Source organism: Pseudomonas sp. NY8896, assembly GCF_039634505.1.
Window position 1 is genome coordinate 4,496,469 of sequence record NZ_CP132350.1, and the last position, 23,982, is coordinate 4,520,450.

Below are 23,982 nucleotides of genomic sequence, written 5' to 3' on the forward strand. Positions count from 1 at the left end.
CCCTCTCTACCGCCACGGAGCCCCTAGGCATGGATCGCGACGCCCTCGTTCAACAGGTTCAGTTGAACATCCTGAAACGCTACGACGTCTTGCTTGATTGCAGCGAATTCGACGACAGCACACTGAACAAGTTAAGCAAACGCTTGCCCAAGGCGAATGGCGAGCACGCGACCTTCGCACGCTGGTGCGAACATGTGTTGGGAGACTATCGGCCAGCAGTGGCACGCTTCGAGTACGCAGTTGCAGGGCAGACGCGTATCGACACACTGCGCCTGGGCATGCGTGAAGGCCTGTCGACCCAGGAAAGGGCACTGACAGCACAGATTGAAGAACTGAAGAAACAGATCAACGCGCTGCAGGCCAAACAATCGGCGCTACCCACTCACGTTCAACCTGCCGTGGACATCGAACAGGTGCATTGGGAGCACGCCTGGCAGTATTTCTATGCAGGCCGGCGTGACGTATTGCGCAACTTGCTGGCTGATGTGCGGGATGTCGAAGGGCACATTTTCAACGCTCAAGGTGAGCGCAACCGCAATTATCGCGAAGTGCTCGACGAAGGCATCCGTTACATGCTTGAGGGTCTGCAACGCCTGGGTTTCATCATCGACGTCACATTGACCACCGCCAGGGAACATGGCTTCAAGCCTCAGTACTTCGATTACTACCGTACGCCTGAGCGCGACGATCGATTCGACCATTTGCTCAGCTTCGAAATACCGGAGATGCCGACCGATATCCTGGTTCCGCTACCCGAGGAGGTCAGCGACAAGTCGATCTGCCACGTCTCGCTGTACCGTGGCAGTGCAGCACGGGCTACACCTGAAGAAGTCGAGCACTTGGGGGCATTTCTACACAGGATGTTCGCTGCGCTCGCCAAGTCGGCCGACCACGTACCACGCGCAGGTCTGCGAGAGCATCTGCTGCTCGCCCTGATGCTGTCCTGGAGCGCCCCCGGGGTAAGCCTGGACGATATGCACTACAGCTCGGTGTACTCACACTCCGACGAGGCGTGGGTATCGCCGAATGCGCAGCCCGCCGACCAGCCCATCGAAATGAGCCCACTCAGGGTTTTCAAACTGCTGGCCAACGCGGTGGCAGCGCATGGAAACAGGTGACCGCTGCGTGCGGGGGCCGCTTAGCGCGGGCCGCCACCTTGGTGGCCGCCAAAGCCACCACCGCCACCGTGGCCTCCACCACCATGACCACCGCCGCCACCCGGCGGCATGAACATCCAGCAACCCGACAAGGCGGATACCAGCGCCGCCACCAGGGCTGCGCGGAAAAGGTGTTTCAACTTCATAGCAACGCTCCACTAGGCTAGATCCGCTGCCCGCCGTTGGCCGGCTTGGCAGCGGGCGGATTCTAGAGCGGCGGCATGATGGCCCGGGGAAACTTTGCCTATCTTTACAGTCGGCGCAGGCGCACGGGCACAACCACGACGTCCTTGACCCACGCCCGCCCGCCGACGCATGCTCGAACGCTTCCACCCACGCTCAAGGAACGATTGCATGAAGCTGGAAACGCTTGCCATCCATGCGGGCTTCAGCCCCGACCCGACCACCCGGGCGGTGGCCGTACCGATCTACCAGACCACCTCCTTCGCCTTCGACGACACCCAGCACGGCGCCGACCTGTTCGACCTGAAGGTGGCCGGCAATATCTACTCGCGCATCATGAACCCTACCAACGATGTGCTGGAGCAGCGCATGGCTGCCCTCGAAGGCGGGGTGGGCGCGCTGGCGGTGGCGTCGGGTATGGCGGCCATCACCTACGCCATCCAGACCGTCGCCGAAGCCGGTGACAATATCGTCTCGGTGGCCAAGCTGTACGGCGGTACCTACAACCTGCTGGCCCACACCCTGCCACGCATGGGCATCCACACCCGTTTCGCCGCCCATGACGATATCGCCGCCCTCGAAGCGTTGATCGACGCACGCACCAAGGCGGTGTTCTGCGAGTCCATTGGCAACCCCGCTGGCAACATTGTCGATATTGCCGCGCTGGCCGAGGCCGCCCACCGTCACGGTGTGCCGCTGATCGTCGACAACACCGTGGCCACCCCGGTCCTGTGCCGACCGTTCGAGCACGGCGCGGACATCGTCGTGCACTCGCTGACCAAGTACATTGGCGGCCACGGCACCAGTATCGGCGGCATCGTCATCGACGCTGGCAAGTTCCCCTGGGCCGACAACAAAGAACGGTTCGCCTTGCTCAACACCCCCGATCCGTCCTACCACGGCGTCACCTACACCGAAGCCTTCGGCCCTGCCGCTTTCATCGGCCGCTGCCGCGTGGTGCCGTTGCGCAACACGGGCGCCGCGCTGTCACCGTTCAACGCCTTCCTGATCCTGCAAGGCCTGGAAACCCTGGCCCTGCGCATGGAACGCCACACCGAAAATGCGCTGAAGGTCGCCCAGTACCTTCAGGCCCACGAACAGGTGGCCTGGGTGAAATACGCCGGGCTACCCGACCACCCCGAGCATGAACTGGCCCGGCGCTATACCGGCGGCAAACCGGCATCAATCCTGTCGTTCGGCATCAAGGGCGGGCAGGCGGCCGGCGCACGCTTCATCGATGCGCTGCAGTTGGTGGTGCGCCTGGTGAACATCGGCGACGCCAAGTCTCTGGCCTGCCACCCCGCCTCCACCACCCACCGCCAGCTCAACGACGAGGAGCTGGAGAAGGCCGGCGTGCCACGGGACATGGTGCGCCTGTCGATCGGCATCGAGCACAGCGACGACATCATCGCCGACCTGGCCCAGGCCCTGGAGGCCAGCCGCGCCTGACGTATCCGCGCCCCACCCAATGCCGACGGCGGGCGCGCCTTCAATTAGCCTGGATACACCCGCAATGACCCTGTTTTACCTGAAACTGACGGTCACTCCTTTGTTGATGTGGGCCATCTCGCTTGCTTCCCGGCGCTGGGGCGGCCTGCTGGGTGGGCTGCTGTCCGGCCTGCCGATCACCTCGGCGTTGGTGATCACCTTTCTCTGCCTGGAACAGGGCCCGGCTTTTGCCTTGGGGGCGATACCCGGTGCACTGGGTGGCCTGGCAGCGGTGCAGACCACCTACACCTTCTATTTGTTGGCCACCCGCCGCCTCGGCATCGCTGCGTCCGTCCTGCTGGCGTTGCTGTGCTATGGCCTGGCCGCCTATGCGTTTACCCACTGGGGCAGCCTGTACCTGTCGATTGCCGTGGCGCTGGCGCTGATCTGCGTGTTGATCGACGCCAGCGGCCGCGAGCCCACGCCGGATACCCTGGCCCGCCCCCGGCACCGCTACTGGGAGATCCCCCTGCGCATGGTGTCTGCCACTTGCCTGCTGATGGTCATCACCCGCCTGGCCAGTTGGCTGGGCCCGGCGACCAGCGGCATGCTGGCGCCGATCCCGGTGATTGCCTGGCCGCTGGTGGTGTTCGCCCATGTGCAGGGCGGGCGGGCCGCAATGGCGGCGATGGTGCGGGGCAATGCGATCGGCGCAGTGGGGGTCATTGCGTTTTATCTGGTGTTGGCGGGGCTGCTCGAAACCTTGGGCATGGCCATCACGATCAGCCTGGCCATGCTCTGCGCCGTGGTGCTGACCGTCGGGTTGGCCACTGTGCTGCGGCGGCGCTGACTGGCCATGCAGGCCGATCACCCTTTTTCATCCAGCAAAGCCTGTATCACCTGTTCCTGCCCGCCATAATCCCCTTCGCCAAAGTGCACATGGCGCACCTGCCCCTTGCGGTCGACAAAGTAATGGGCCGGCCAGAACTGGTTGCCCCAGGCATTCCACACGTTGTAGTCGTTATCCACCGCCACCGGGTAGGCAATCCCCAGGCTGGCCACCTTGCCCCGCAAGGTGGCGACATCATGCTCGTAGTCGTACTCTGGCGTGTGCACCCCAACCACCACCAGCCCCTGGTCGGCATAGCGCCGCGCCCACTCGTTGACATGCGGCAGGCTGCGCTGGCAGTTGATGCAGTCCCAGGTCCAGAAGTCCACCAGCACTACCTTACCCTTGAGCGCCGGGCCATCCAGTGGCACCGAGTTGATCCACTGGCTGGCGCCCGACAGCGACGGCATGGCGCCGTAGCTGTCGCGTGCCATCAGGTGCCCGGCCAGGCCCAGCCCCGTCAGCGCCAGGGCAACACCACCCACCTTCAACATCAGGCGGCGATCAATTGTCATGGCAACCGCCGGTGGCGTAGGTACGGTACTGCACGCTCTGTGGCTGACCATGGGAGTCAAGGTAGTCCATGCGGGTGTTCACCAGCCCACAGGCATTGCTCTGATCATCCTGCACCGACAGCACTTTCTTCACATCCAGGTGCTCGCCGTAGCGGTACTGCATGGCCCCGCCATCGTGCATCGGGGTAGCGGCGGCCTGGGCAGCGATGGCACCGAAGCTGAGCACGGCGAACAGGCTGGCGCTGGCGAAAGTCTTGACGTTCATGGCATCTCTCCTGAGTAACACTTGGGTGTGGGGAGTGTTGTTCCCCGGTCGAGAGCCATTTCACGCCTGCCAGGTATCCCGTATGTGTCGCCCAACACGGTGATGTGCTTTCTGCTGTATCTGTACCCATGGCAGATACACTGCAATACAAACCCCCGCAGGCAAGCGCGAACGCGCTCGGTACACTGCGCCCATCCCCTCTTTGCACAGGAACGCAGCGCATGGAACACGTCGATCACATCCTGATCGTCGACGACGACCGCGAAATCCGCGAACTGGTCGGCAACTACCTGAAGAAGAACGGCCTGCGTACCAGCATCGTCGCCGACGGCCGGCAGATGCGCGCCTTTCTCGAAGCCAACAGCGTCGACCTGATCGTGCTCGACATCATGATGCCCGGCGACGATGGCCTGCTGCTGTGCCGTGAACTGCGTGCCGGCAAGCACCGCAACACCCCGGTATTGATGCTGACCGCCCGCAACGACGAAACCGACCGGATCATCGGCCTGGAAATGGGCGCCGACGATTACCTGACCAAGCCGTTCTCGGCCCGCGAACTGCTCGCCCGTATCAACGCCGTGCTACGCCGCACGCGCATGCTGCCGCCCAACCTGACCATCAGCGAAAGCAGCCGCCTGCTTGCTTTCGGCCAGTGGCGCCTGGACACCACCGCGCGCCACCTGCTCGACAGCGAAGGTACCCTGGTGGCCCTGAGCGGCGCCGAATACCGCCTGTTGCGGGTGTTCCTCGACCACCCGCAGCGGGTGCTCAGCCGTGAACAACTGCTTAACCTGACCCAAGGCCGCGAGGCCGACATCTTTGACCGCTCCATCGACTTGCTGGTCAGCCGCCTGCGCCAACGCCTGGGCGACGATGCCCGCGAGCCCAGCTGTATCAAGACCGTGCGCAGCGAGGGCTATGTGTTCTCGCTGCCGGTGCAATTGCTCGAGTCGCTGTCATGAAATGGCCTCGTACCCTGGCCTCGCGCCTGGCACTGATCTTCTTCACCGGCCTGGTGCTGGCCTACGGCCTGTCGTTCGGCCTGCAGGCCTACGAGCGCTATATCAGTAGCCGCTCGATGATGCTCAACAACCTGGAGCAGGACGTGGCCACTTCGGTCGCCATCCTCGACCGCCTTCCCGCAGCCGAACGTGCTGCCTGGCTGCCACGCCTGGAACGGCGCACCTATCGCTACCGCCTCGACCAGGGCCAGACAGGCGAAGCAATGACCAGCAGCGACCCGCCGATGGCCGCCGAGTCGATCGTCAAGGCCATTGGCAGCGACTATCGCCTGACCTTCCAGGAAATCCCCGGACCGAATGCGCACTTCCAGGCACACCTGAACCTGGCCGACGGTGCGCCACTGACCATCGACGTGACCCCGTCGCCGGTGCCGGTGGCACGCTGGCTACCCGTGGTACTGCTGATTCAGCTGGCTGTGCTGTTGCTGTGTACCTGGCTGGCAGTGCACCTGGCCATCGGCCCGCTCACCCGACTGGCCCGGGCGGTGGACAACCTCGACCCGGACCGCCCCGGTGTGCAACTGGATGAAAGCGGCCCCCGCGAGGTGCGCTACGCGGCGGTGGCCTTCAACGCCCTGCAGGCGCGCATCGCTGCCCACCTCAAGGAACGCATGCAGTTGCTGGCGGCCATTTCCCACGACCTGCAAACGCCGATCACCCGCATGAAGCTGCGCGTCGAGGTGATGGACGAGGGGGTGGAAAAGGACAAGTTGTGGAGCGACCTAGGCGAAATGGAGCACCTGGTGCGCGAAGGCGTGGCGTATGCCCGCAGCATGGATACCAGCACCGAAGCCCCTTGCAGGGTCAACCTTGATGCCTTCCTCGACAGCCTGGTATTCGACTATCAGGACAGCGGCGCCCAGGTGGCGCGCCACGGCAGCACCGGCAGCCTGCTGGAAACCCGCCCGCATGCCCTGCGCCGAGTGCTGGTGAACCTGGTGGATAACGCGCTCAAGTTTGCCGGTGCTGCCGAACTGGAAGTGTGCCGCGAGGGCGGCATGACCGTGATCCGTGTGCTCGACAACGGGCCTGGGATACCCAGTGGCGAACTGGATGAAGTGCTAAAGCCGTTCTACCGGGTGGAGGGTTCGCGTAATCGCAGTACGGGTGGCACCGGTTTGGGGCTGGCCATTGCCCACCAGCTGATCCAGGCCATGGGGGGGCGACTGACCCTAAGCAACCGCGAAAGTGGCGGGCTGTGCGCACGGATCGAGCTCAACTGAAAAGCGCGCACCTACAATCCGATACACAACCCCCGCACCGCCGACACACTGCAGACACCCCACAACCACACACTCCCGGTCACACAACTAGCCCCGGGAGCCACCTTGATGAAAGCCATTACCCTGACCACCTTCGACCACATCGGCAGCTGGAGCGCCGACCTGCCGTTACGGCTGTTCCTGGCTTGGGAGTTTTTTGAATCCGGCTGGGAGAAGTTCAATGGCAGCAACTGGTTCGCCGACCTGCAAACCCGCTTCCCATTCCCCTTCAACCTGCTACCAGTCGAGCTGAACTGGCAGCTGTCGATGTGGGCGGAGCTGGTGCTGCCGTTGCTGCTGTTGTTGGGCCTGGGTACCCGGCTGGCTTCCTTTGGCTTGATGGTCGTGACCGTAGTAGCGATTGCGGCGGTGCATTGGCCGGCGCACTGGTCAGGTTTGGCTGAGCTGGCGCAGGGGTATGCGATTACCGACCAGGGCTTTGGCAATTACAAATTGCCGCTGATCTACTTGGTTGCATTGCTGCCTCTGCTGCTCAAGGGCGCCGGGCGCTTGAGCCTGGATCATTGGCTCAGGATGCGGTTCAGCAAGTAGTATCGCGGAGGCGTTTTGCGCCCCCAATGCCCTCAAACCGTGCCGACAATGATGCCCGCTTCGCGCATCCCCTGGAGCAACGCCAGCCCCTGCTCCAGATCCCCACCCAACGCCTGCAACCGCTCCCGTCCACGCCCCTGCTCCACCAGCAACCGATACGCCATCGGTGCCAACCGCGCAAAGCGCACCTGCAACCCCGCATCGCGATAAACCAGCAGCAAGGTCGGCGCCTCTGGCGCAACCGTTGGCTGGTAATCGGCGCTGATGCGCTCAACCGGCCACCGGTAGGCCAGCACCCGCGCCACGCAAGACAACAGCGGCTCGCCAGCCAGCAGGTCACCCGCAGGATCATGCAGCGGGTCCTCGGCATCGCTCAGGTACAGCTGCGTCTCGATCCACTCGTAATGCGCCAGTTCCAACTGCTAGGGCGCATCCGGCTGCACGCCTTGCAAGTAATCGACGAACGCCTCTGCAATCTCGGTGAACAACGGTGTCTGGCTACGGTAGTTGGCATAGAAATCACGCACCCGCACATGCCAACGTTGCTCGCCCAGGGCCTGGCGCATGACAGGAAAGCTGCCGGCCAGCAAGCCTTCGATGGCGCCATAGAATAACTCCCGGTAAATCTTCAGGCGCCGTGCTTGCGCGCCAGGTGGCGGAGCATTGCGCAGCGGGTCGCGCAGGTGGCGAGCCAAGGCGTATTGCTGTTCGCGCAAGGTCTCATTCATGCCTCTGCCCTCCCCAGCTACGCTGCATGTCACGGATACGTGCTGTCTCCTCCAGCAGCTGTGCCAGTGGGGGGAGGTTGAAGTCACGTTCGAGCACGGTCGGCTGCACCCCAAAGCGTTCACAGGCGAACGCGTACAGTGCCCAGACATCTTCCTTGACCGGCGCCCCATGGGTGTCGACCTTGAGGTCCGGGGCCTCATCGTAATGACCGGCAATGTGCATGCAGGTCACCCGCGCCCGGGGCAAGCCTTCAAGGAATTCCCGGGCGTCATAGCCGTGATTGCAGGCATTGACGAATACATTGTTGACGTCCAGCAGCAGGTCACAGTCGGCTTCATCGAGTACTGCACGAATAAATTCAAGTTCACTCATCGCAGCGTAAGGGGCGGCGTAGTAGCTGATGTTCTCGACAGCGATACGCCGTTCCAGGTGCGTCTGCGCCCGGCGTATGCGCGCCGCCACATGGTGCACCGCTTCATCGGTGAACGGGATGGGCATCAAGTCGTACAGGTGCCCGTCATCACTGCAGTAGCTCAGGTGTTCGCTATACAAGCGCACTTGGTGGCGATCGAGAAACTGCCGGATCTGGTCGAGGAACTGCCAGTCCAGCGGCGCACTCCCCCCCAACGACAACGACAACCCATGGCAGGTGATGGGAAAACGCTCCGCCAACTCGGCCAACCCCTTACCGTAGGCACCGCCCACGGCAATCCAGTTTTCCGGCGCGCATTCGAGAAAGTCCACTGCACCCGGCGCCATGGCGAGCAGTTCCGGCAACAGGCCACGGCGCAAGCCCAACCCAGTATTCAACAGTGCGGGAAGCATAAACAGGTCTCCAACAGGCACAACGCCCCGCCTGACCAGCAGGAGGGGCGTTGCATCACATCAAGGGATAAGGTCAGGACTTATTGTTCAAGTGGCTGAACAGCCCTTCAGGCATGGCCTTGCCGTTGGCCTGGTAAATCGCCTTCAGGTGATCCGCTGCTTCCTGTTCGGAGATGAAGCCATCAAGGTTACTGTCGATCTTGTCGAAGTCGCCCGCACGGTCCTTGGCCACCGCCACGAACTCTTCGCGCGAAACCTTGCCATCGTGGTCCCTGTCGGTCTTGGCGAACGAGGCGTCACCGCACTTGCCTTCGCCGCATTTGCCTTCGCTCTGGGTGACCTTGCCGCTGGCGCCGCATTTTCCTTCACCACACTTGCCCTCGCCGGCCACCTTGGCCGATGCCAGCTGGTAACCCTGGGCCAATGGTTCGACGGCAAACGCGCTGCTGCTCAGTGCCATGCTGCCGATCAGGGCGGCGCCGAGCAGGCCGAGGGTAGTTTTTGCTTGAGTCATGATGTAGCTCCACAGTGGTTGGAAAGTGGAGCCATTAGGCCGTTGCGGTTTGTCGTGGATGTATCGTGTGGGGCGCGCTTTTGTATGGCAGTAGGTCTGCCGTGCGCGCAGATACAGTGGGATACACAACACCTGGCAGCTGGCCCCAACGTGCCTTGGGGCCATGATGCGTGTTCAGTCTTCCAGCGGTTTGGGCGGGGCCGCCGGTTTGGCTGGCTTGGCCGGCTTGGTGTCCTTGGCCTTGGCTTCCGGTGCCGCTGCTACGGGCTCGGGCGCCGCCACCGCCTTTTCGCTGGCAGGCAGTTCATCGACTGCCTTGAAGATCACCTGCGGGTCGATGGCCTCGCCAGTGTCGTCGTCCTTGAGCATGTGCCGCTCGCCATCCTTGCCGACCAGGATCACCTTGGTGCCCTTGCTCGCCCCCAGCTTCAGTTCACGAATCAGGGCCATGGTGGTCTGCTGTTCGAGGTTCTTGTCCTCGCGCTTGCCCATCATGTTGGCGACGCTGTACAGCACAAGGTTGCGCTCCTTGAAGGCTGCCTGGGTGGCCGGATCCTCGAGCGCCTTGTTCAACCCGCGCAAGGTCGGGTCGGCACTGCTCGGGGCGATAACCACCAACGGCCTGGCCTTACCCAGTTCCTTGGCTAAAGGCGCATCACTGTCTGCGGCAAACAGGGGGCCGGCAACAGCAAGCAAGGTTGCGAGGGTCAGTGACCGGACGAGCATGCGTATCTCCTTATTGTCTCGATATACCAATGACTACAGATCACGGAGAAAAATCCGACAAGGAGCCTAAACCACTTCACACAAGAACGGGGGGGTGCAAAAGTAACTGTCGATTTCCGAGCTACCTGAAGCCAGGGCAACGGCGTTGGCACAATCCACCGTCACCCAGACTGAGCATAGCCCAAAGCCGCCTTGGTCAGGGCCAGGTAAACCCTTACCCTGAGTTGTGGTCAACGCACCGGTATGCCTAGCTCCTCGGGCCCCGCTTCCATCGCACGAATCGTCATGTCCAGCATCAGCCCCCTGCGTGCAGCACGCTGCGCATCTCGAATGGCATCCGCCTGCTCGATCTTTGCGCCCTCCAGGAGCGCTTCATCGTCAAGTACCGTTTCAAGCTGTCGCCTGAAGGGCAAGTCGACCGCAGCGAATTGGTCAGGATGGGTACGCTCCAGGTGCGCCTGCCAAAATTCACGATCAACCATTGAACGTGCGATCTCATCCGGGGTTTCCGCGTTCCGCACAGCGGCTTCTGCCTCTGCCAGGTCCGCGTCCAAAACGCCTGAAACAGCCTGGAAGCTCATTTCCCCCACCTGCAGGGGCAAGTCAAGCCGCTCCCTTAGCCCGATCCTGAAGGCCAACCCCACTTCGCTGCCTTCCAGCGCCCTGGCGTGTTGGATTGCCCATCGGCTGGCGAACCTGTCGACTGCATCCTGGCGCCATAAGCGTCTTCCCAGGCCAAGCAAGGCGCCTTCGCTATGTTCTCCAGCGGCATGTTCTACCTGCCAGACAAGCATGTTCAGTTCGAGGTTGCTCAAGCACCAGGTTGCACCGTCCTGGCACCCCCACTCATCATTGGCCACGGACAGCAAGTTCTGGCGCAATTCCGGCGTCATGGCCATCGCCTGCACTAACGCCATTACCCGATTGCCCAATGCCCGCGCGTTGACACGAAAGTCCTCGGACAGCAAAAGCTGCCCAAGGACACGGAAAAAGCGCCCGGCATCTTGCCGTTCATCCAGCGAGTCCCAGGCCGCAAGCATCAAGCCGCGATGCTCCGGGGCCACCGCATCGCCCCAGACTTCACGCGCGTGCTGCAGGCGCAGAAACACTTGCTCCTCGTCGACCACAGGAACGTCGCTCCTCAGCGAGGCTCGCAAACGCCCCATCTGGGCCTCGCCCAACGGGTTCGCGCTCAGGCGGATCCGCCGCCGACGCCATACGGGCATCTGGAAAAACTGCTCCGGAATATGCCTGATGCGGTTCTCCCGCAAGTCAACGGATACCAGCTGAGCACGCTCGAACACGCCTGCGGGGAATTGCGTGATGTGTGTGTCGCGCAAGTTCAGCCATCGCAGTTCGGTCAAACCGGCCAGCGGAAACGGGCGCCCCAGTGGATTGTGGGACAGGTCGAGAGACTCCAGGCTCGTACAACTGGCCAACGTGGCGGTTTGCTCCATGTTCAGACGAATCCGGTTATGGGTCAGACTCAGATGCCGTAGTTGCGGTATTTGCAGCAGCGGTTGTGGTAGGCGCGTCAACAGGTTGCCGCCCAGGTCAAGGGTTTGCAGGTTGGGGAAAGCCAGCAGGAAACTGTTGGGTACTTCCAGGAGATTCAGGTGCAACATCGATAGGCTGGTAACGCCTCTGAAGCTGACTTGCGCAGGCATGCTGGGCAAGCCGTCCAATCTGAAATTGCAGAAGATGGCATGCAGGTTTTGTTGCGCATCGATTTGCAACGCCCCAACACCGACCGACCGTCTCCAGCAATTGAACAAGGTCTGGCGCAAGGCATCTCGATCCTCCCTGGCTTCGCCCTGTCCCTGTGCCACCCAGGTATCCAGCGTGTTGCGCAGTACCGTGAGCTCATTGCTCAGGTCGCTCAGTACCCGTTCAAGTTGATGCCCTGAACGCCTGGCCTCATCGACGAGGGTCTCGATCTGCACATCACTCAACCAAGGAAAGAGATCCCGCAGCGTTGCTCTCAGGGCTCTGCCTCTCGATGCGAAACCACTCACGCCAGCGCCACCCAGCGGGTAGCCCAAACGCCCATCTGCCAAGCGCAGGGGCATTCGAACAGCGCCCGGGCGTACCGCGCCGAGCAGACGAGCGATCTCATCACGGCGGCTGACTGCTTCGCGCCCCAGCAGCACCCTGAGGTTGTGCGAGAACGGCTCGCCGACCCTCATCGCCTCACGTTGCTCATCGGTATAGGCTAGCGCCATGACGTCGAACAACTCTCCCGGCGCCCCGAGCGCCTTGCCTTGGTCATCAAGCAACTGGAAACGGCCATTCAAGTGCACCAGATCGAACGCTCGCTGCCCCTGTTCGGTTTGCGCCAGCATCGGCCCATCCAGGTAACCTTCGTACAAGCGCCAGCGCACACCTTGTTCGCTTCCAGGCAGGTACCGCAAGAGGCCCAGGGCCACCCGAGCCAGGTCTGCATTCTGTGGCGTATCCAGGTACAGCGCTTCAAGTACCCGGACCTGACGCATAGCCGACAGGCTGCCCCTGGCCGCTTCGGCCAGCCCCAGCGCAACCCTGCCGCTAGAGAGCAGACGCTTGCGCTCGACACCATTGGCGGCTTTTACCAACGCTTGTGCAGCGCGCACGTGCAACCCTGGAAAAACCCGGCGTAGGGCTGCGCTGCCAGGGCTGTCGGTAGGCTGCAGCGCTTCGTACAGGTGATGCAATAGTGTTCGGCGCTGCGTCCATGCCAACTCAGCCAGTGCCTGATCTGGCAGGCCATCCGCACCTGGCAACCGCCGCGCATGTTCAAGCACGGTTACATCCTCTACCGGCATGCCACTGCGCAGACAACCAATCATGCTGCGAATGCGCTGATCGAGCTTGACCCGCAGCACACTGTCAAGCATGCCTGGGCTTGGCGCCTGGGCATGTACATGCAAGCTACGCACATCGTCACCATCAAGGTCATGAAGCAGCAGGACCTGGTCGATCTCTTCGTCACCCAGCCTGCTGAATGCCCCGCCAAAGCGCCGGAACATGCGGTATCTATCGGCCCACTGACTCGGTTGCTCGCTCCACAATCGCCAAGCGCCAGCACCATTGTGACGTAGCATCGGCCCGTGGCCGTCGACGGGGCACAGTTGCCACTGACCGTCGCCAGCCGGCGCCATCACGCGGTAGTCATACCCGTCCATTTCGATCCAGGCCTGCCCATCCAGGCGCCGAATGCCCAATGCGTCCTGGCCGGTGGCCGCAACGGGGGCCTGGCTTTGAAACGGCGTCAAATCGAGTTGCCAGAGTTTGACAGTGCCGTCCTCCAGCCGAGCCGGCAACATGGCATCAACGCACGCGGAGCGCGCCCAAATCCGTCGTGCCACGGCAACCCCCGCAACCGTGGTCGCAAGCACGGCAAGGTCAGTGGCGACATGGGTCAAATGATCGAGTGCCGCTTGGCGATCCCCTTCCTGCCATGCCTCGAAGCCATGGTAGACCTCGCCCAGCAGCTCCCAAGCCGTCACGGCAAGCAGCGCCACGCCAAGGCCCGGCACAAAGAAGCTGGCCAGGTTGAGCACTGCCCACCCCTCGGCCTCCAGGCGCTCGTCATGCTGGCGCTGAACCTCACGATCAAGCCGTGCCACAGGTACCGCGATCATCGCTGCATCTTCCTTGATCTGGCGCATACGTGCCTGTGCCAGGCTGTTGAACAACGGTTGCGGGTAAGGGTGCAAACGCGGCTCGAGATCACGGAATGCCCAAACCGCCAGATCATCGAACAGCGCCATGACCTGAGCGAAAAACGCCTGGCTGTCACGGCGCAGCACGAAGCGGCTGAAGAAACGCTGATAGGCCTTGTCTCGAAAGCGGCGACCCAGTTCCCGGTTCAATTTGTCGATGCTGTCAAATACGCTCCAAGGTGACACCGGATCCCCAGGCACATAGAGCAATACCCGGCGCGTGGTATTGAAAAGAACGCCCTGGTCAATTACCTCGAACACGATCACCTGCTCGATAAGGCAACCCAGCAGCTTCAGTTGCCTGGCTTCAACACGGTCCCCCGCCAGACGCAGCAGCTTGCCATCCGCGCACACAGTCACCATCAGTTTGAGCTCGCTGTCATCCAGCTTTCCCTCCTGCCTGGCTTTATAGGCGTCCACCAGCATGGCGTAGCGGCTGGTATCCCCAAGCTGAGACTCCACGCGCCTGGCATCACCCGCGGGCTTCAGAATGGAATCCAGGTGACGTTGATAACACGCCCCCAAATCCAGCTCACGGCACAGCGTGGCAAGTTCGATGCTGGTGGGCGGTGCGCCCCTGCCCTGACGCGAAACCAGTAGGCGATTACCACGCGGCTGGCCACCCGCCTGGGCCTGCTCGGCAGTGAAGTTGCGCAGGACCACCTCGAGCAGCGGCTTTTCTTCGTAGACCACTTCGGTAAGGTGCGCGCCAACCGGCTGACTGTTGATCACAGGTTCCCGACGGCCCTCCAGAAACCTGAGCGCGCGCGCGTTACGAACAATCCCGTAACGCTCGCCAAGGGCCTTTTCCAGGCCCGCTGCAACGAAACTGTCGATGCTTTCGATGCCCCGCAGCAGCGCATTCACTTGCTCACGACAGCGCAGGCTATTTGCCAATGCCATGCTGATCTCTGGCAGTTGCTCGGCGGGTGCCTGACGCAACCAGAGTGGCAGGCGCTTGCCGATGATGCCGTCCTGGAAAGCATCGATGGCTGCCTGTGCGCTTGATAGCGGAGTAGTGTCCATTGCCTGAGGCCTCTTCATGAAAAGAGGCAAGGCTAAGCAGCATGCTTTACGTCGGGCGCTAGATAACTAACGCCTGCGGTCAGAACAGTTGTAACTGGCGACCGGTCAAGGTGGCGAAGTCATCGCCAACGAACGGCAGGATGGCATCGGCCACCGGCTGCAACTGCCGGCTGAGGTAGTGTTCGTAGTCGATCGGCGATTGCAGGTTCTCCATCGGCTCGGGGCCGGCGGTGGTAATGACGTAACTGATCCAGCCACCGCGCTGGTACTGACGGGGGCGGCCGAGGCTGCTGTTGTACTCATCGGCCTGGCGTGCGGCACGCACATGAGGTGGCACGTTGCGCTGGTAGTCAGCCAGCGGCCGGCGCAGGCGCTTGCGATACACCAGCAGGTCGTCCAGTTCGCCCGCCAGGGTCTGCTGCACGTAAAGGCGCACATAGTCGCGGTACGGCTGGCCGCGAAAGATTCGCCCAAACAGCGCCTGTTGAAACTGCTGCGCCAGTGGCGACCAGTCGGTGCGCACCGACTCCAGGCCCTTGTAGACCACATCCTCGCTGCCGTCGGCACGCTGCACCAAGCCGGCATAACGCTTCTTGCTACCCTCATCGGCACCACGAATGGTAGGCATCAGAAACCGCCGATAATGCACCTCGAACTGCAGCTCCAGCGCGCTTTGCAGGTTCATCTGCTGGCGCAGGTGCTCACGCCACCACTGGTTGACCTGAGCCACCAGTTCGCGGCCGATCTGCGCCGCGGCTGCTTCGTCATGGGCACCTTTGAGCCAGACGAAGGTGGAGTCGGTGTCACCATAGATGACCTCATAACCCCTGGCCTCGATCAGCGTGCGAGTCTGGCGCATGATCTGGTGACCGCGCATGGTGATCGACGAGGCCAGGCGCGGGTCGAAGAAACGGCAACCGCTCGACCCCAACACCCCATAAAAGGCATTCATGATGATCTTCAGTGCCTGCGACAGCGGCGCATTGCCCTCACGCTTGGCCGCTTCCCGGCCCTGCCAGACACGCTCGACAATGGCCGGCAGGCAATGCTGGCTGCGCGAGAAACGCCCACCGCGAAAGCCCTCCACCGAATGCTCATCGTCGGGCAAGCGCAGCCCCTCGACCAGCCCAACCGGGTCGATCAGAAAAGTACGGATGATCGACGGGTAGAGGCTCTTGTAGTCCAGCACCAGCACCGAGTCGTACAGGCCTGGACGCGAATCCATGACAAAGCCACCGGGGCTGGCTTCATCGGGGCGGCTGCCGAGGTTGGGGGCGACAAAGCCCAAACGGTGCATCTGCGGGATGTACAGGTGACAGAAAGCGGCCACCGAACCACCGCTGCGGTCTACCGCCAGCCCGGTGACCGAAGCACGCTCCAGCAGGAACTCGAGCAGGCGGGTATGGGCGAAGATGCGGGTGACCAGCTCGCAGTCCTTGAGGTTGTAGCGTGCCAGTGCCGGTTTGTCTTCGGCGAAACGGCGGTTGATTTCATCCATGCGCTGGTACGGCGTGTCGATGGCCTTGCCTTCTCCGAGCAGGGTCTGCGCAACACTTTCCAGGCTGAACGACGGAAAGCTCCAGGTCGCCGAGCGCAGTGCTTCGATGCCATCGATCAACAGCCGCCCCGGTGCGTCGGCGAATACATGGCCGCCCCCGGCGTGGCTGCGCAAGGTCATGGGGGCACCGTTGCGGCCTAATGCCAGCGGTACCTGCAACAGTTTGGCGTGTTCATGCAAAAGGCGCAGGTCGAACTGGATCAGGTTCCAGCCGATGATCGCATCCGGATCGTGCGTGGCCATCCATTGGTTGAGGCAGTCGAGCAACGCGGCACGGTCATCGCAATAGTGCAGAGCGAAGTCGACGCCATCAGCGTCGCCGTTGGCCGGGCCAAGCATGTACACCTGACGCTGGCCACACCCTTCCAGGGCAATGCTGTACAACTCTCCCCGTTCGCTGGTCTCGATATCCAGCGACACCAGACGCAGCGGTGGGCGATAGCCGGGCAAAGGCTTGAGCTGGGCGTCGCAATAAACGCCCTGGGCATTCGGCTGACCGGTGAACTGCACAGGGGCGGTGATGAAGCGCTCCATCAGATAGCGCTCGGGCGGGCGGATATCGGCCTCGTACACCTCGATACCCGCGCTGCGCAGGCGTTGCTCCAGCTGCATCAGTTGCCGGTGTTGGCGGCAATACAGGCCAAGCACCGGGCGCTGGTCGAAGTCCTTCAGCCGCAGCGGCTTGAGCTGAACGCCAGGCTCCTTGGACAGCAGAACACGGGCATGCTCAGCCTGCGCCTGGGGGATGAACGCCACCGACTCCTGGGGCGCCAGGCGCAGCTGCCGCGGCCCCTGATCGGTGGCCAGCCAGAACTCCACGCAAGTGCCTTCGGGCGTGTCATGCCAATGCCGGGTCAGGACAAAGCCCTGCTGCAACTCCACTGCGTCGACCTCTGAATCATCTGTAGATGAGATGATTCTACCTCTGTCGTGCCTGGGGTGAGTGTTTTAGCGCCTTCCTGGCACAAACCCGCTGCGCCGCCCGGCCCAGCTCAACAGCCAGGCCAGCGCGATCAGGCCCAGTACCACCGCGCCAAACCCTTCCACTCCTGGGCCGCTCAACAGCAAGCCGCCAATGATCCCGCCCAGGGCAATGGCGCTGTTCCACACCGTCACCAGCATCGACTGCGCCACATCCCCGCCTTCGCCCGCCGCATCGGCGCAAGCGGTCTGCAACAGAGTCGGCGCACCGCCGTAGGTCACGCCCCACAAAGCGATGCTCAGGTACATCAGCCACGACGACGCCTGCCCCAAAGCCAACGTAGCCAGGGCAAAACCCGCCAGGCTCAATAGCACCAGCGTGCGCAGATGCCGGTCGACCAGCAACCCCACCAGGCCAATCCCGGCCAGGGCCGACAGGCCAAACACCATCAACACAGGGCCAATGTCCGTCGCCATGCCAGCCGCCGCCAGTAGTGGCACGATATAGGTGTAGAGAATGTTATGGCCAAGGATCCAGCTGAGGATCACCAGCAGCACGAGCATCACCCCCGGTGTGCGCAGCACCTGCATGGCCGCTGGACGCTTGCCGGCGGTGTGCCCAGGGTAGTCCGGCACCGACCGCAATACCCACACCACCAACAGCAACGCCACCAGCGTGACCACCACGAACGTCGCGCGCCAGCCCAGCCCCGCACCTAGCCAGGTGGCAATCGGCAAGCCAAGCGACAGGGCAATCGGCTGGCCGAGCATGGCCAAAGCCATGGCCCGCCCCTGCTGTGCCACCGGCACCATGCGCCGCGCGTGACCGGCGATCAAACCCCAAGCCAGCCCGGCTGCAGCGCCGGTAAAAAAGCGCAGCACCAAGGCCAGGCTGTTGGAATTCGACACGGCCGTCAGCCCGTTGAACAGTACGAAACCGACGATCGCCAGCAACAACGCCCGGCGCCGATACCAGCCTTGGGTCAAGGTCACCAGTGGAATGGCGGTCAGCAACGAGCCCAGGGCATAGGCCGTCACCCATTGCCCGGCCATGGCCTGGCTGATGTGCATACCCTCGGCGATCTGGTCGAGCAGGCCGGCCGGCAGGGTTTCGCTGAGGATGGCGATGAAGCCGGTCATGGCCAGCGCCAGCAGCCCGCTGAGCGGCAAGCGTTCGTTACTGGTTGCCAGCAACGATGCGGAAGGTGTTTGGGACATGTGCTTTTGCCTTGCGTAGGAAAACGAGAGGAACAGTCTGCAAGACCCACGCATTACGGAAAAAGACGGTTACAATGCCACTCACCCAGGACACCAATGTCCGCAATAAGGTATGCAGCATGGACAGCCTCAGCGGCTTCGTGGTCTTCAATCGAGTGGCCGAAACCCGCAGCTTTGTCGCCGCGGGCCAGTCACTGGGGATCAGTGCCTCGGCAGTCGGCAAGCGCGTGGCGCGCCTGGAAAACCGCTTGGGCGTACGCCTGTTCCACCGTAGCACACGCAGCATCACCCTCACCGCCGAGGGCACGTTGTTCCTTGACCGCAGCCGGCGCATCCTCGCCGAAATCGAGGCGACCGAGCAGGAACTGTCGCAAGCCAGCGAAACCCCGCGCGGGCGCCTGCGGGTGAGCATGCCGCAGGTGACCGGGCTGGTGATGCCGGCACTGGCCGAGTTCATGGCGCTGTACCCGCAAGTGGAACTGGACCTGGACTTCTCCGACCGTATGGTGGATATCGTCGGCGAAGGCTTCGATGTGGTCATGCGCGGCGGGCAGCCGGTGGATTCACGGCTCAATGCCAAGTTCCTGGGGCACTTCCAGCACCGCCTGGTGGCCTCGCCCGACTACCTGCGCGAACGCGGCACACCCCTGCACCCACGCGAGCTGGCCACGCACACCTGCCTGCACTACCGCTTCCCCAGCAACGGCAAACTGGAAACCTGGCCGCTGCGCCAGGAGCACCCCGAGCACGCCTACGACATCCCCATTTCGATGGTTTGCAACCATGTCGAGACACGCGTCTGCTTTGCCGTGAACCACCGCGGCATCACCTGCCTGCCGGACTTCACCGTAGGCCGTGAACTGGGCAACGGTTCGCTGGTCAGCGTACTCGACGATTTCATGGAACAGCGCGGCAGCTTCTACCTGCTGTGGCCGTCCGGGCGGCATATGCCGCCGAAGCTGCGGGTGTTCATCGATTTCATGCTCGAGCGGGTGTTCAACCGTACAGGTAGTTGATGTCCTTGTAGGCCAGCGGCGCTACCTGGCCGAGCAGGAAGTCGCGCAGCTTGTGCATCTGCCGCGCTTTTGGGCTGGCCTTGAGCCAGGTCATGTAATAACCGTCGCCCGTGGCCACCGCATGCTTGAATGGTGTGACCAAGCGCCCGGCCGCCAGGTCGGCACTGGCCAGCACCAGGTCGACCACTGAAATGCCCAGGCCCTGCTGAGCGGCCGAAATGCCCTGGTCGAGGGTATCGAACACCTGCCCCTGGTCAATGCTGATGTCCAGCGCATCCATGCGCGCCAACCAACGCCGCCAGTCACGGCGGTCGGGGGATGGGTGCAGGAACTCGCATCGGGTCAGGTCGGACAGTTGCGGTTGTGCCTGCGCCATGTAATTGGGGTGGCATACCGGAATCAGCCATTCATCGAACAGCTTGAAGCTCTCGATATCGGCGGGAAAGCGCCCATTGGCCAGAAGAATGGCGCAGTCGTAGGGCTCGGAATAGAAGTCCACGCTGTCGATGTCCATCCACACGCTGGACAGCTGCACACTGCAGTTGTCCTCGATTTTCTTGAACGCATCCAGCGCCCGCAGCAGCCAGCGCACGGTGAGCGTGGATGGGGCCTTGAGGCGCAAGCCATAGCGGTCCTGGCGCAGCAACGCGCAGGCATTTTCGATGATCTTGAAACCCACTTTCAGCTCTTGCGCCAGCAGGCGGCCGTGCTCGGTCAGGCTCAGTTTAGGGCCGCGACGTTCGAACAGGTCACAGCCGAACATGGCTTCGAGCGTCTTGATGTGGTGGCTGACCGCACCCTGGGTCAGGGCCAGCTCTTCAGCTGCACGGGTGAAGGAGCCATAGCGAGAGGCCACCTCGAAGGCACGCAGCGCGTGCAAGGCCTGAATCCGTTCCGACATGGCGACGTCCCGAGCATGAGTGAGACTAATAGTAGGTCATAGTTCCACGCGTTTTACAACGTCAGAAGCGTCTCGGAAAATGCAGGTAAATAACAAACATAACCAAGATCCTGCCTGCATGTGACTGGAACGTTCACTTAAATCAACGCCTGGGGAAATCATGTTTACGGGATATGGAAATTGCTATCGCCTGGATGCGCTAGAGCTAGCCGCGGAACATGGTCCTAACATGCAACACTGGACGTACAAAACCATAGAACACTTTCGCAGTGTTCTCGCCAACCCCGAATTCCCCTGCTTGTTCGGCCGCAAGGCGGTAAACGGCGAAACCTGTCACATTCTGTTCGCCCGCGCCGAGCAACTCGCCGATGACATCGCGCAGGGCCTGGCCGACTATGTGCGCACCGTCACACAAATCACCGCCAAGCAGCGCATCGGCAGCCCTTTGGTGGTGTTTCTCGAAACGCCAGCCGGCAGCAACCTCGCCGAGCAGCAAGCGTTGGCCTGGAAGGTGCTGCGCGGGGTGCATGCACGCGACCCACACCCTTGGCCACAGGGCATTCCAACCGACCCTGACGATTCGGGCTGGTCGTTCTGCTATGCCGGCATGCCGCTGTTCATCAACATGAACTTCCCCGGCCATCAGCAAATGAAAAGCCGCAACCTCGGCCAGCACGTCACGTTCGTCATCAACCCACGGGCGAACTTCGACGAAGTGGCCAACGCCAATACCGAGAGTGGCAAGCGAATCCGCGAGCGCATTCGTGAGCGCGTGCACCATTACAACGACGGCGTCGTCCCCGACACCCTTGGCGCTTTCGGCGACGCCGACAACTACGAGTGGAAGCAGTATCAACTGCAGGAGGCAGGCTCGCTCAATCCAGCGCGCTGCCCGTTCCACGCCCATGCCGCACACCTGGCGACACCCGACATACTGATCGAGAACTGACCGTGAATACCGCACTCACCGCCACTTATGCCCTCACCGTCCTGCTCCTTATCGCCACCCCCGGGCCGGTGGTGGCACTGATCGTCAACACGGCCGCTGCTTCCGGCTCACGCAAGGCCATGTTCACCGCTGTCGGCACCAACTGGGCGTCACTGGTGCTGATCGGCGCCGCCGCCTGGATCATCCTCACCAGCGCCGCCATCGACAAGGCATGGCTCAGTACCATGAGCCTGCTGGGCTGCCTGTTCATTGGCTACATCGCCGTGGGCACGCTGAGGGACGCCCTGCAGTCACCAACCCAGGAAGCGGCGAGCGAGGCCCCAAAGGCCGGGCGTGGCGGGCTGCTACAAGGTTTCATGGTGGGTATTTCCAACCCCAAGGACATCATTTTCTTCATCGCTTTCTTCCCCCAGTTCATCCAGATCACCGAGTCGTTCGGCAAGAGCATGGTGGTGCTGTCATTGCTGTGGGTGGCCATCGATTTCGCCGTGCTCAGCCTGTACATTTTCGCCATCGGCAAGATCGCCTCGCAGCGCAGCAACCGCGTCATCAGCCTGGCCTCGGGCGTCGCCCTGCTGCTGATCGCCGCCGGTGGCCTGCTGTACAACCTCAAGGAGCTGGCGGCCTGAACGTGAAACGCAGCACCCGAACAACCGGAGGAGAGAGCATGACCGCGACTGACACGAGCCCGTCTCCTTCGCCGTTGCAGCAGGACTACCAGCGTTTTCTGCTGCTGGGCAGTCGGCGTGCCCCACACACCGTGCATGTGCACGAAACCGGCTACCGCTCCGGCACCATCAACACCGACGCACTCGGCCTGCGCTACAGCCATTGCGCCGGCAAGCGCTTTTCGCCGGCCGAGCGCGGCGGTGCTTCGCGCATCAACCTGCTGGTCGGTGGCTCCACGGCGCTGGGCATTGGCGCCAGTTCCGACGAACACACGGTGGCTTCGCACCTGTCGATGCTCACCGGCGAAGTCTGGCTGAGCCTGGCTGGCTGCGGGCTCAATGCCAGCCAGGAGCTGCTGATGTTCCTGACCCACCAGCACCGCCTTGGCCAGCTCGGCCACGTGGTGGTGCTCAGCGGCCTCAACAGCCTGGCCCACGAAGCCCTGTGCGAAGTTCTCGCCAGCCCCAACGATCCACAACACGCCAAGGCCTACCAGGCCTTTCTCAACAGTTTCAGCGAAGGCATGCAGGCCACCGCACCGTTGCGTCGGCAGTCGCTGTGGCGGCGCATTGGCCAGGCCTTGGCCACGCCTGCGGTCGCAGCCCCGGTCAGCTGGCCGCTGTCGCCCCCGGAAAAGCGCCTGGCCCGTGCCGCCGACAACATTGGCCGTACCTTGCGCCAATGGGACCGGCTGCTGGCAGACAGCCACGCCACCCTCACTTTCATCCTGCAACCGTTACTCCCCTGGTGCCGGGATACCCTGCCCGCTGGCGAGCAGGCCATGCTGGCCGCGCTGCAGCAACAACCGGCAAACTTCGACCGGCTGCTGGAAGGCGCCTTCGACAGCCAACTGCACTCGGCGTTTTTCCGCCGCATCAAGAGCCAGGCCGACCCGGTGCCCTGCTACGACATGAACTGCATGCTCAACAGCTCGCCCGTGTTCGGCGCAGACCTGTTCATCGATCGCCTGCACCTGAACGATCTGGGCAACAACGCACTGGCCAAGGTAATCACCGCCAAGCTTGGCTTGGCCCAGGAAAAACACGCCCAGCGCAAGGTTACGCCAATCAAGCTCGTCTGACAGATGCCGAGTGGTCTTCCGGCCAGCCCCCTTGGGTGGCTAGAATATGCCGTCGTTCCGATTTGCCTGAGGCGTACGCTTGACCGCCATGAACATCGAAGCCGTCCATCCTTGTCTGGCCGCCCCTGGGGTTCGCCTGTGAGCCGCATGCGTCGCTTGCCCCCGCTGTTGATCGCGCTGTTACCGCTGGCTGGGCACGCGCTGGAAGTGCACATCGACCCTCATGCCGACCTGCTCTACCGCCAGGCCTTACCCCTGCTGGAGCAAGCCGACAACCAGGATGACGGTGCCAGCACGCTGCGGACCGCCGTGGGCGACGACCCCGAGCTTAGCCGCCAGGGCCAGGCCATGGCCCACACCTTGCCGACAGCGGTCGCCCTGCTGAAAAAGTCGGTGGAGCTGGGCCACCCGGTCGCGCAGTACCGCCTGGCGCTGTACTACATGACCTACCTGCCCGCCGCGCAAATTGCAGATGCCGCCTGCCCGTTGCTCGAGGCCAGCCTCCAGCAGGGTTTTGCCGCACCCGCGCCAGCCATCGCCACCTGGTGCCGGCCCTACAACGCCAGTAACGAATACCGCGCAGCACTGGAGGCCATCCCCAACATGGCCACCGTGTACGCCCCCTACTACCCGCAACCGGCCACCCGCCTGGCCTGCAACCGCAGCCGGCCACAAGGCCTGGAAATGCTGTGGGGGCGCCAGCGCGACTACCAGGCCGAGGTGTACCGCCTGCTTGGCGACCTCGACCCACAGCACCGCCTGAGCCTGTTGCAGAAGGCCGTGGACATCAACGGCTGCGTGACGGCGCAACAGCACCTGACCAGCCACCCATAGCCCTCGGCCGGCCGCGATCCTTGTAGAAGCCGCGTCGACCA

Annotated in this window: 21 protein-coding genes and 1 pseudogene; 11 read left to right on the forward strand and 11 right to left on the reverse strand. The window is 62.7% G+C overall.

Translation table 11 applies throughout. The annotated features are described in order from the left end of the window. The first annotated feature begins 29 nt into the window (after positions 1-29). Positions 30-1,118 carry a hypothetical protein gene (locus tag Q9451_RS20145; protein WP_345960717.1) on the forward strand — a complete coding sequence of 363 codons (1,089 nt, stop codon included), beginning with the start codon at positions 30-32 and terminating at the stop codon, positions 1,116-1,118. Positions 1,119-1,138: 20 nt separating this feature from the next. Here Q9451_RS20145 and Q9451_RS20150 read toward each other — a convergent pair whose 3' ends face one another. Further along, the gene (locus Q9451_RS20150) at positions 1,139-1,303 is read right to left on the reverse strand and encodes a hypothetical protein (RefSeq protein WP_012271665.1); all 165 of its coding nucleotides are present in this window, start codon (positions 1,301-1,303) and stop codon (positions 1,139-1,141) included. Positions 1,304-1,511: 208 nt separating this feature from the next. Between Q9451_RS20150 and Q9451_RS20155 the strand changes: the two genes are divergently transcribed. Both Q9451_RS20155 and Q9451_RS20160 read left to right on the forward strand, forming a co-directional pair. Continuing rightward, positions 1,512-2,789, forward strand: a complete 1,278-nt coding sequence (locus tag Q9451_RS20155; protein ID WP_012271664.1) for a bifunctional O-acetylhomoserine aminocarboxypropyltransferase/cysteine synthase — start codon at positions 1,512-1,514, stop codon at positions 2,787-2,789. Between the two features lie 64 nt (positions 2,790-2,853). Beyond that, positions 2,854-3,618: a hypothetical protein gene (locus Q9451_RS20160; RefSeq protein WP_012271663.1), complete on the forward strand. Its 765-nt coding sequence runs from the start codon at positions 2,854-2,856 to the stop codon at positions 3,616-3,618. Positions 3,619-3,635: 17 nt separating this feature from the next. On the opposite strand, the gene Q9451_RS20165 is transcribed toward Q9451_RS20160, so the two are convergent. Together Q9451_RS20165 and Q9451_RS20170 are read right to left on the reverse strand one after the other, a co-directional pair. Beyond that, the gene (locus Q9451_RS20165; RefSeq protein WP_041166457.1) at positions 3,636-4,151 is read right to left on the reverse strand and encodes a thioredoxin family protein; all 516 of its coding nucleotides are present in this window, start codon (positions 4,149-4,151) and stop codon (positions 3,636-3,638) included. A gap of 10 nt (positions 4,152-4,161) precedes the next feature. After that, on the reverse strand, positions 4,162-4,437 hold the full coding sequence (locus Q9451_RS20170) for a DUF2790 domain-containing protein (RefSeq protein WP_012271661.1): 276 nt from the start codon (positions 4,435-4,437) through the stop codon (positions 4,162-4,164). Between the two features lie 221 nt (positions 4,438-4,658). On the opposite strand from Q9451_RS20170, the gene Q9451_RS20175 reads away from it, so the two are divergent. The 3 genes from Q9451_RS20175 (at position 4,659) to Q9451_RS20185 (ending at position 7,273) form a co-directional block, all read left to right on the forward strand. Next, positions 4,659-5,399, forward strand: a complete 741-nt coding sequence (locus Q9451_RS20175; protein WP_012271660.1) for a response regulator — start codon at positions 4,659-4,661, stop codon at positions 5,397-5,399. Then, complete coding sequence (locus Q9451_RS20180; RefSeq protein ID WP_012271659.1) at positions 5,396-6,682, forward strand: HAMP domain-containing sensor histidine kinase; 1,287 nt, start codon at positions 5,396-5,398, stop codon at positions 6,680-6,682. Before Q9451_RS20175 ends, Q9451_RS20180 begins: the two co-directional genes overlap by 4 nt. Before the next feature lie 108 nt (positions 6,683-6,790). Beyond that, complete coding sequence (locus tag Q9451_RS20185; protein ID WP_012271658.1) at positions 6,791-7,273, forward strand: DoxX family protein; 483 nt, start codon at positions 6,791-6,793, stop codon at positions 7,271-7,273. A gap of 32 nt (positions 7,274-7,305) precedes the next feature. On the opposite strand, the pseudogene Q9451_RS20190 reads toward Q9451_RS20185, so the two are convergent. The 7 genes and pseudogenes from Q9451_RS20190 to Q9451_RS20220 form a co-directional block, all read right to left on the reverse strand. Further along, positions 7,306-8,001, reverse strand: a pseudogene (locus tag Q9451_RS20190) (putative DNA-binding domain-containing protein). Then, the gene (locus tag Q9451_RS20195) at positions 7,994-8,827 is read right to left on the reverse strand and encodes a DUF692 domain-containing protein (protein ID WP_012271657.1); all 834 of its coding nucleotides are present in this window, start codon (positions 8,825-8,827) and stop codon (positions 7,994-7,996) included. The pseudogene Q9451_RS20190 and the gene Q9451_RS20195 overlap by 8 nt, the downstream one beginning before the upstream one ends. A 73-nt stretch (positions 8,828-8,900) precedes the next feature. Continuing rightward, on the reverse strand, positions 8,901-9,341 hold the full coding sequence (locus Q9451_RS20200) for a hypothetical protein (RefSeq protein WP_012271656.1): 441 nt from the start codon (positions 9,339-9,341) through the stop codon (positions 8,901-8,903). 174 nt (positions 9,342-9,515) lie between these two features. Beyond that, entirely contained in the window at positions 9,516-10,067 is a 552-nt protein-coding gene (locus Q9451_RS20205; protein ID WP_012271655.1) for a DUF4174 domain-containing protein, read from the reverse strand. Between the two features lie 230 nt (positions 10,068-10,297). Further along, positions 10,298-14,794, reverse strand: a complete 4,497-nt coding sequence (locus Q9451_RS20210; protein WP_012271654.1) for an NEL-type E3 ubiquitin ligase domain-containing protein — start codon at positions 14,792-14,794, stop codon at positions 10,298-10,300. A gap of 79 nt (positions 14,795-14,873) precedes the next feature. Further along, entirely contained in the window at positions 14,874-17,234 is a 2,361-nt protein-coding gene (locus tag Q9451_RS20215; RefSeq protein WP_012271653.1) for a DNA polymerase II, read from the reverse strand. Between the two features lie 66 nt (positions 17,235-17,300). Then, the gene (locus Q9451_RS20220) at positions 17,301-18,491 is read right to left on the reverse strand and encodes an MFS transporter (protein WP_012271652.1); all 1,191 of its coding nucleotides are present in this window, start codon (positions 18,489-18,491) and stop codon (positions 17,301-17,303) included. Between the two features lie 119 nt (positions 18,492-18,610). Here Q9451_RS20220 and Q9451_RS20225 point away from each other — a divergent pair, with 119 nt between their 5' ends. Next, a complete protein-coding gene (locus Q9451_RS20225) occupies positions 18,611-19,507 on the forward strand; it encodes a LysR family transcriptional regulator (protein WP_012271651.1) in 897 nt (298 codons plus the stop codon). Here the strand turns inward: Q9451_RS20225 and Q9451_RS20230 are convergent. Next, positions 19,488-20,408, reverse strand: coding sequence for a LysR substrate-binding domain-containing protein (locus Q9451_RS20230; RefSeq protein ID WP_012271650.1), 921 nt, complete (start codon positions 20,406-20,408; stop codon positions 19,488-19,490). The two genes, Q9451_RS20225 and Q9451_RS20230, sit on opposite strands and share 20 nt — an antisense overlap. A gap of 160 nt (positions 20,409-20,568) precedes the next feature. On the opposite strand from Q9451_RS20230, the gene Q9451_RS20235 reads away from it, so the two are divergent. The 4 genes from Q9451_RS20235 (at position 20,569) to Q9451_RS20250 (ending at position 23,941) form a co-directional block, all read left to right on the forward strand. Beyond that, the gene (locus Q9451_RS20235) at positions 20,569-21,357 is read left to right on the forward strand and encodes a YqcI/YcgG family protein (protein WP_012271649.1); all 789 of its coding nucleotides are present in this window, start codon (positions 20,569-20,571) and stop codon (positions 21,355-21,357) included. 2 nt (positions 21,358-21,359) lie between these two features. Then, positions 21,360-21,986, forward strand: coding sequence for a LysE family translocator (locus tag Q9451_RS20240; RefSeq protein WP_012271648.1), 627 nt, complete (start codon positions 21,360-21,362; stop codon positions 21,984-21,986). Positions 21,987-22,024: 38 nt separating this feature from the next. Next, positions 22,025-23,107 carry a hypothetical protein gene (locus Q9451_RS20245; RefSeq protein ID WP_012271647.1) on the forward strand — a complete coding sequence of 361 codons (1,083 nt, stop codon included), beginning with the start codon at positions 22,025-22,027 and terminating at the stop codon, positions 23,105-23,107. A 138-nt stretch (positions 23,108-23,245) separates the two neighbouring features. Further along, positions 23,246-23,941: a hypothetical protein gene (locus Q9451_RS20250; RefSeq protein ID WP_041166456.1), complete on the forward strand. Its 696-nt coding sequence runs from the start codon at positions 23,246-23,248 to the stop codon at positions 23,939-23,941. Positions 23,942-23,982: the final 41 nt, after the last annotated feature.

Bases quoted from the DNA above. Each gene is read 5' to 3' on its own strand.
- Q9451_RS20145 (WP_345960717.1), top strand. From the start codon at position 30: ATGGATCGCGACGCCCTCGTTCAACAGGTTCAGTTGAACATCCTGAAA.
- Q9451_RS20150 (WP_012271665.1), bottom strand. From the start codon at position 1,303: ATGAAGTTGAAACACCTTTTCCGCGCAGCCCTGGTGGCGGCGCTGGTA.
- Q9451_RS20155 (WP_012271664.1), top strand. From the start codon at position 1,512: ATGAAGCTGGAAACGCTTGCCATCCATGCGGGCTTCAGCCCCGACCCG.
- Q9451_RS20160 (WP_012271663.1), top strand. From the start codon at position 2,854: ATGACCCTGTTTTACCTGAAACTGACGGTCACTCCTTTGTTGATGTGG.
- Q9451_RS20165 (WP_041166457.1), bottom strand. From the start codon at position 4,151: ATGTTGAAGGTGGGTGGTGTTGCCCTGGCGCTGACGGGGCTGGGCCTG.
- Q9451_RS20170 (WP_012271661.1), bottom strand. From the start codon at position 4,437: ATGAACGTCAAGACTTTCGCCAGCGCCAGCCTGTTCGCCGTGCTCAGC.
- Q9451_RS20175 (WP_012271660.1), top strand. From the start codon at position 4,659: ATGGAACACGTCGATCACATCCTGATCGTCGACGACGACCGCGAAATC.
- Q9451_RS20180 (WP_012271659.1), top strand. From the start codon at position 5,396: ATGAAATGGCCTCGTACCCTGGCCTCGCGCCTGGCACTGATCTTCTTC.
- Q9451_RS20185 (WP_012271658.1), top strand. From the start codon at position 6,791: ATGAAAGCCATTACCCTGACCACCTTCGACCACATCGGCAGCTGGAGC.
- Q9451_RS20195 (WP_012271657.1), bottom strand. From the start codon at position 8,827: ATGCTTCCCGCACTGTTGAATACTGGGTTGGGCTTGCGCCGTGGCCTG.
- Q9451_RS20200 (WP_012271656.1), bottom strand. From the start codon at position 9,341: ATGACTCAAGCAAAAACTACCCTCGGCCTGCTCGGCGCCGCCCTGATC.
- Q9451_RS20205 (WP_012271655.1), bottom strand. From the start codon at position 10,067: ATGCTCGTCCGGTCACTGACCCTCGCAACCTTGCTTGCTGTTGCCGGC.
- Q9451_RS20210 (WP_012271654.1), bottom strand. From the start codon at position 14,794: ATGGACACTACTCCGCTATCAAGCGCACAGGCAGCCATCGATGCTTTC.
- Q9451_RS20220 (WP_012271652.1), bottom strand. From the start codon at position 18,491: ATGTCCCAAACACCTTCCGCATCGTTGCTGGCAACCAGTAACGAACGC.
- Q9451_RS20225 (WP_012271651.1), top strand. From the start codon at position 18,611: ATGGACAGCCTCAGCGGCTTCGTGGTCTTCAATCGAGTGGCCGAAACC.
- Q9451_RS20230 (WP_012271650.1), bottom strand. From the start codon at position 20,408: ATGTCGGAACGGATTCAGGCCTTGCACGCGCTGCGTGCCTTCGAGGTG.
- Q9451_RS20235 (WP_012271649.1), top strand. From the start codon at position 20,569: ATGTTTACGGGATATGGAAATTGCTATCGCCTGGATGCGCTAGAGCTA.
- Q9451_RS20245 (WP_012271647.1), top strand. From the start codon at position 22,025: ATGACCGCGACTGACACGAGCCCGTCTCCTTCGCCGTTGCAGCAGGAC.